This window comes from Planococcus soli (assembly GCF_016881065.1).
GTDB lineage: Bacteria > Bacillota > Bacilli > Bacillales_A > Planococcaceae > Planococcus > Planococcus soli.
The window spans coordinates 84,460-91,003 of sequence record NZ_WXYN01000016.1; the positions used below are offsets into that span (position 1 = coordinate 84,460).

Here is a 6,544-nt window from a genome sequence, read left to right on the forward strand (position 1 = left end):
GAGTCGGCTTAATTTTGGCATAAACGGGAATGGGATATAATAAATGTACAGGCTAACAAACTAAAGCCTACGAAAGGTGATAAAGGTGGACAATAAACTTCATCGTATCAAAGCCATTGAATTACAGGATCGGGTTGTTTCTGCTGACGAGGCAGCGTCTTGGATCAAAGACGGAATGACACTCGGATTAAGTGGATTTACACGTGCGGGGGATGCCAAAGCGATACCGTATGCATTGGTTCGCCGTGCAGAAACAGAGCAGTTTAAAGTGAATGTCTTTACGGGCGCTTCTTTAGGCTCTGATGTGGATAAGCTGATGGCGGAAGCCGGAATCGTCCATAAGCGTTTGCCGTTTCAGGCAGAGCCAGCCATGCGCAGAAAAATCAACAGCGGCGACATGCTGTTTGTCGATCACCATTTGTCCCAGACGGCTGAATGGGTTCGGGCAGGAGTTATTGAACCGATTGATTTTGCTGTTATTGAAGCTTTGGAGATTACGGAAGACGGGATGATCATCCCAACAACTTCAGTAGGGAATTCTTCTGTTTTCGTCACGCACGCTAAAAACGTTATAATCGAAATCAATCTTGCGCAGCCCCAGTTGTTTAGAGGCGTGCACGATATTTATGAACCCGGAAAACAAGGGCAGCGTTCACCGATTCCGTTGACGCGCGTCAATGACCGCATCGGGACAATCGGAATACCGGTCGATCCGGAAAAAGTACGGGGCATTGTCTTTACTTCACAACCGGATTCGCCTTCGACCATCCTGCAGCCGGATGCCGAAACTGAAGTGATGGCTGATCATTTATTGAATTTCCTGCGCTCAGAAGTAGCGTCCGGCAGGTTGACCAATCAGCTCGCACCGCTGCAATCAGGAATTGGCTCTGTGGCGAATGCGGTACTTCACGGTCTCGTTGATTCGGAATTTCATGACTTGGAAGTATACTCCGAAGTTCTGCAAGATGCTGTTTTTGATTTGATTGATGCTGGGAAAGTGACGTTTGCTTCCGCTTCCTCGATTACTTTGTCTAGAGAAAAGATGGAGCAGGTATTTGGCAACTTTGAAAAGTACCGCGATAAAATCATTTTGCGGCCGCAGGAAATTACAAATCACCCAGGTTTGGTTCGCCGGCTTGGGCTGATTTCCATCAATACGGCATTGGAATTTGATATTTATGGCAATGTGAACTCGACTCATGTGTCAGGCACGAAAATGATGAATGGAATTGGCGGTTCCGGCGATTTTGCCCGCAATGCCCGCTTGTCGATCTTTGTCACCAAGTCCATTGCCAAAGACGGCATCATATCCAGCATTGTTCCGTTTGCAACACATGTGGACCATACCGAGCATGATGTAGATATTGTTGTGACCGAACAAGGATATGCAGATTTGCGAGGACTTGCTCCGCGCGAACGGGTCAGCCTGATTATTGAGAACTGCATGCATCCCATGTACCGCGACCAAATGCGCCGTTATTATGAAGAGGCGCTGCTGCGAGGCGGCCAGACACCACACGTGCTGGAAAAAGCCTTTTCCTGGCATGCCAATTTGGCGAACAATGGTACAATGCTGTTATAGGAATGAAACTCTAAACCAGTCCTTTTCATGAGAGGGCTGGTTTTTTTATGGAATAAAAGTTTTTCATGTATAATCAAAGCATTGAGTTGAATCAGGAGGGTTATGATGGAAAGTTTTACACTGGGCTCACTGCTGAATGTCATGGGAGAACTATTTTCCGATGAAATTTCAATCGCTGTGACAAATACTAAAGAGTATATTTACTACCGTCCAAGCAAGCGGGTGGACTTGAAGATAAAAGCGGGGGATCCGGTGAAACCCGGAACTATCGCCCATAAAGCGTTGACGGCGAATCAGAAAACATCTGAATTCATCAACCGCGAACTTTTCGGGGTGCCTTACCATGGAATGGCGGTGCCGTTCGATCAAGATGGCGAACTGCAGGGATGTGTCATGGCCATCTATCCAGCATTCACTGAAGGCAAGTCGGTGGTTACTGTGAAAAGCCCGGATGGCTGGAAGCCGATTCCTTTCACGGAAGTTAAATATCTGGAAGTGAAAGACCGCAAAACCCATGTCCATGCAGAAGGATATTCAGGAACCAATAAGAATTCTCTTCAGGAATTCGAATTCCTCCTGCCGCGCGAATCATTTATCCGCTGCCATCGTTCATTCATCGTCAACGTCAATCATATAGAAGAAATTTACCCCGATACGCATTCGACATTCGTGCTGGCGATGAACAACGGAGAACGGATTCCAGTCAGCCAGTCCTACTCGAGCTATTTTAGAAAACTTCTAGGTTTTTAAAAAAAACGAAACGCCTGTTCAGGCCGAAAAAAGCGCTGGAATATGCGCTTTTTTTTGTGTTTTTTCGAAGAAATGCTGCTTGAGACACTCATTTCTCTGCTTGGCGGTTTTAAACTCTTTTCGACTCTGTAAATCTCAATTCCTAAATAGAATAAGTTAAAATTATCTAATAATTGAAAGATGATAGATGATGAGCAGCTCTACCCTTTTTAAGCGAGATGTGACTTTCTATTGAGTGACCGTTCATGAAAACGCTTTATTAATAAGGAAGAACTGCCAAACTAACTTTGGAAGAGAGTGATAAAGATGGAAAAAAAACTAGAACGCATTAAAGCGAAACAGCTGCAGGATCGGGTAACGACACCGGAAGAAGCGGCTTCATGGATACAGGACGGCATGACACTGGGGCTTAGCGGATTTACACGTGCCGGAGATGTGAAAGCGGTTCCTTTCGCATTAGTGAAACGCGCGGAAAGCGAAAGCTTTAAAGTGAATGTGTTTACAGGAGCTTCTTTAGGCTCAGACATTGACCGGTTATTTGCAGAAGCAGGCATCGTCAACAAACGTTTGCCATTTCAGGCAGAGCCGGCGATGCGCAATAAAATTAACTCTGGGGAAATGCTGTTTGTGGATCACCACCTGTCGCATACGGCAGAATGGATCCGCACGGGAGTCACGGAAACGATTGATTTTGCAATCATTGAAGCCTTGTCTATTACAGAAGATGGCATGATCATTCCGACAACTTCTGTTGGGAACTCAGCTGTTTTTGCAAAGCACGCTAAAAATATCATCATTGAAATTAATCTGTCGCAGCCTGAATTATTTGAAGGACTGCATGACATTTATGACACGGGCAAACAGGGTGAGCGTTCACCAATCCCATTGACAGCAGTGGATCAGCGCATCGGCACTATCGGGATTCCGATTGACATGGAAAAAGTCAGAGGCATTGTTTTTACTGAGCAATTGGATTCACCTTCGAATATTGTTCCACCGGACGAAGAAACTAAAATCATGGCAGATCATTTGCTTGAATTTTTACGTTCTGAAATTCGTGTCGGAAGATTGACCGAGAAATTGGCTCCTTTGCAATCAGGCATCGGATCTGTTGCGAATGCCGTTTTGCATGGCATGGTCGATTCAGAATTCAAGGATTTGGAAGTGTATTCGGAAGTGCTGCAAGACTCTGTCTTTGATTTGATCGATGCAGGAAAAGTGAATTTCGCATCTTGTTGCTCCATCACATTATCTGAACCGAAAATGAAACAGGTTTTTGGTGAATTTGAAAACTACCGGAACAAGATTATTATGCGACCACAGGAAATTTCCAATCATCCTGAAATTATCCGCCGACTCGGATTGATTTCAATCAATACCGCTTTGGAGTTCGACATGTATGGAAACGTAAACTCGACGCATGTATCAGGTACGAAAATGATGAACGGCATCGGTGGTTCAGGCGACTTTGCGCGAAATGCACGCTTGGCGATTTTTGTAACAAAATCGATTGCCAAAGGCGGCAACATTTCAAGTGTTGTACCGTTTGTATCCCACGTGGACCACACGGAGCACGATGTGGATGTAGTCGTAACCGAGCAGGGATACGCAGATCTTCGCGGTCTGGCACCGCGTGAACGCGTGGAAGTCATCCTCGCAAACTGTGTCCACCCAACGTACCGTGCGCAACTTCGTGAATATTATGATGAAGCTTTAACACGCGGCGGCCAAACACCGCATGTATTGGAAAAAGCTTTCTCATGGCACGCAGATCTGGCAAAAAACGGCACGATGCTCCAGAAGAAAGAACAATTGGTCTAAAGAAAAGCGGAAGCGGCCGTTCAGCTCCGACAGGCGTAAGACGATCTGGCGAAGCGGCGCTCTTTGCCGCACAGTCAGAGTGGGTTATGACCCGAGGAGTTGGCCGCTGGAGTCTGGACAATAAGAAAAGCGGAGACAGCCGTTTAGCCCCGACAAGCGCTGGAAGCCTTATCGATAATGGCGTTTTTTTGCCATTGGTGATAAGGCTGAAGCGACTCGAGGGGCTGGCTGTCGGAGTCTGGACAATAAAGAAAAGCGGAGACAGCCGTTTAGTCCCGACAAGCGCTGGAAGCCTTATCGATAATGGCGTTTTTTGCCATTGGTGATAAGGCTGAAGCGACGCGAGGGGCTGGCTGTCGGAGTCTGGACAATAAGAAAAGCGGAAGCGCCCATTCAGCGTTAAAGCTTTACACGCCATACAACTCAATTAAAGCCAGGCTGCCTGAAAAGGCGGCCTGGCTTTTTGCTTACCGATTTCCATATACTTCTGATGTGCTGCGAGTGTACAATTCGATGATATGGCCGAAAGGGTCCTCGGTGTAAACCAGGTAATGAGGCTTTCCTTTGTTGATGTTCCATATCTTGCTTCGCTGTTTGCCGCCGTATTGCACCGCCTTTTCAATCGTATCGATCAGGTCATCAACAATCAGGCAAACGTGCATGAATCCGGCATGAGGGGCATAATGTTCAGCATGATATGTAGGATCCTGAAATTCAAAAAGTTCGATGCCGACACCGCTTGAAGACATCAAGTGGACATTGCGCATTTTTTTCAGTGCAGCGCCTTGCAGGTTTAATGTCATCGCTTCTGGATTGTCATCCGCTGCGTCAAAGTCGAATGGACCAGCTAAAATGTAGAAACCCAGCACTTTTTTATACCATTCAATGGCTTTGTCCAAGTCTGGGACGGCCAGTCCTACATGAGTAATAGCGCTCATAACAACAGCTCCTTTCTAACATTCTCTACCCTCAGCCAGAACAAATTAAGCAAAAAAACCAGTCAGACTTTTCTGTCTAAACGAAAATAGTTGTTGTCAAGCGCTATTTTTAGTATTATAATAAGCAATTGTGAAATTTGAAATGAGGGTACTAAAATGAAAAATTCCATTTATGGATTAACGATAGATCAATTAAAAGAATGGTTTTTAGAAAACGGCCAGAAAAAGTACCGTGCTGAGCAGGTATGGGACTGGTTGTATATTAAACGCGTCACGGAATTTGCAGAAATGAACAATCTTTCAAAAGACTGCATCCAGCTGCTTGAAGACAACTTTGCCATCCGTACATTGAAAGAAACCGTTAAGCAGGAATCGGCAGACGGAACGATCAAGTTCCTTTTCCAAATGCAAGACGGAAACTTGATTGAAACGGTATTAATGCGCTTTAAATACGGAAATTCTGTCTGTGTAACGACACAGGTCGGCTGTAACATCGGCTGCAGTTTCTGCGCCAGCGGACTCTTGAAAAAGAGCCGCGATTTAAACGCGGGCGAAATTGTTGAACAAATCATGCAAGTACAAGCGCATTTTGACACACAGCAAAAAGAAGAGCGTGTCAGCCACATTGTTGTAATGGGAATCGGTGAACCATTTGATAACTACACGAACTTGATGGGCTTCTTGAACATCGTCAACTCGCAAAAAGGATTGGCTATCGGAGCTCGCCACATTACGGTATCGACGAGCGGTATCGTGCCGAAAATCTACGATTACGCAGACGAAGGCCTGCAAGTGAATTTGGCAATTTCGATTCATGCGCCAACCAATGAATTGCGTACGCGCATCATGAAAATCAACAAAGCTTATCCAATCGAGAAATTGATGGCGTCTATTGATTACTATTTGGAGAAATCCAACCGCCGCATCACTTTTGAGTATATTTTACTGCGCGACGTCAACGATCATGTTGAAGAAGCAAATCAATTGGCGAAATTGCTGGAAGACAAGCGTCATCTATCTTACGTCAACTTGATTCCTTACAACTCGGTTGATGAGCACGATCAATATCAGCAAAGCACGCCGGAAGCCATCACTGCTTTCTACGATGCGTTGAAAAAGAAAGGCATCAACTGTGGCGTACGCCATGAGCAGGGCGCCGACATCGATGCAGCTTGCGGACAGTTGCGAAGCAAGCAAATCAAAAAAGAGAAAAAAGTGGCTACAGTTTAATAGATTCGGAAAAAGCGTTCCTGAAATTTCAGGAACGCTTTTTTGTGCCTATATGAGTGCCTCTGCTTTTCTTATTGTCCAGACTCCAGCACCCAGATTCTAGGGTCATAAGCTACCCTGGCTATGCGGCTGAAGAAATGCCGCTTCGCCAGTGCATCTTATGCCCATCGAATCTAAACGGGCGCTTCCGCTTTTCTTATTGTCCAGACTCCAGCACCCAGAT

The 6,544-nt window shown here is 45.6% G+C and carries 6 protein-coding genes; 5 read left to right on the top strand and 1 reads right to left on the bottom strand.

The window, feature by feature from the left end:
* Positions 1-85 precede the first annotated feature (85 nt).
* From scpC (GJB59_RS08110) to GJB59_RS08125, 4 genes are all read left to right on the top strand, one after another.
* Positions 86-1,582, top strand: coding sequence for a succinyl-CoA:acetate CoA-transferase ScpC (gene scpC, locus GJB59_RS08110; RefSeq protein WP_142826759.1), 1,497 nt, complete (start codon positions 86-88; stop codon positions 1,580-1,582).
* Positions 1,583-1,687: 105 nt separating this feature from the next.
* Positions 1,688-2,332: a LytTR family DNA-binding domain-containing protein gene (locus GJB59_RS08115; RefSeq protein ID WP_142826760.1), complete on the top strand. Its 645-nt coding sequence runs from the start codon at positions 1,688-1,690 to the stop codon at positions 2,330-2,332.
* A 306-nt stretch (positions 2,333-2,638) separates the two neighbouring features.
* Positions 2,639-4,153, top strand: a complete 1,515-nt coding sequence (scpC, locus tag GJB59_RS08120) for a succinyl-CoA:acetate CoA-transferase ScpC (protein ID WP_142826761.1) — start codon at positions 2,639-2,641, stop codon at positions 4,151-4,153.
* Positions 4,093-4,479 carry a hypothetical protein gene (locus GJB59_RS08125; RefSeq protein ID WP_142826762.1) on the top strand — a complete coding sequence of 129 codons (387 nt, stop codon included), beginning with the start codon at positions 4,093-4,095 and terminating at the stop codon, positions 4,477-4,479. Before scpC (GJB59_RS08120) ends, GJB59_RS08125 begins: the two co-directional genes overlap by 61 nt.
* A 141-nt stretch (positions 4,480-4,620) precedes the next feature.
* On the opposite strand, the gene GJB59_RS08130 is transcribed toward GJB59_RS08125, so the two are convergent.
* A complete protein-coding gene (locus GJB59_RS08130) occupies positions 4,621-5,091 on the bottom strand; it encodes a VOC family protein (protein ID WP_142826763.1) in 471 nt (156 codons plus the stop codon).
* Positions 5,092-5,247: 156 nt separating this feature from the next.
* Between GJB59_RS08130 and rlmN the strand changes: the two genes are divergently transcribed.
* Entirely contained in the window at positions 5,248-6,321 is a 1,074-nt protein-coding gene (rlmN, locus tag GJB59_RS08135; protein ID WP_142826765.1) for a dual-specificity RNA methyltransferase RlmN, read from the top strand.
* The last annotated feature ends 223 nt before the right edge of the window (positions 6,322-6,544 follow it).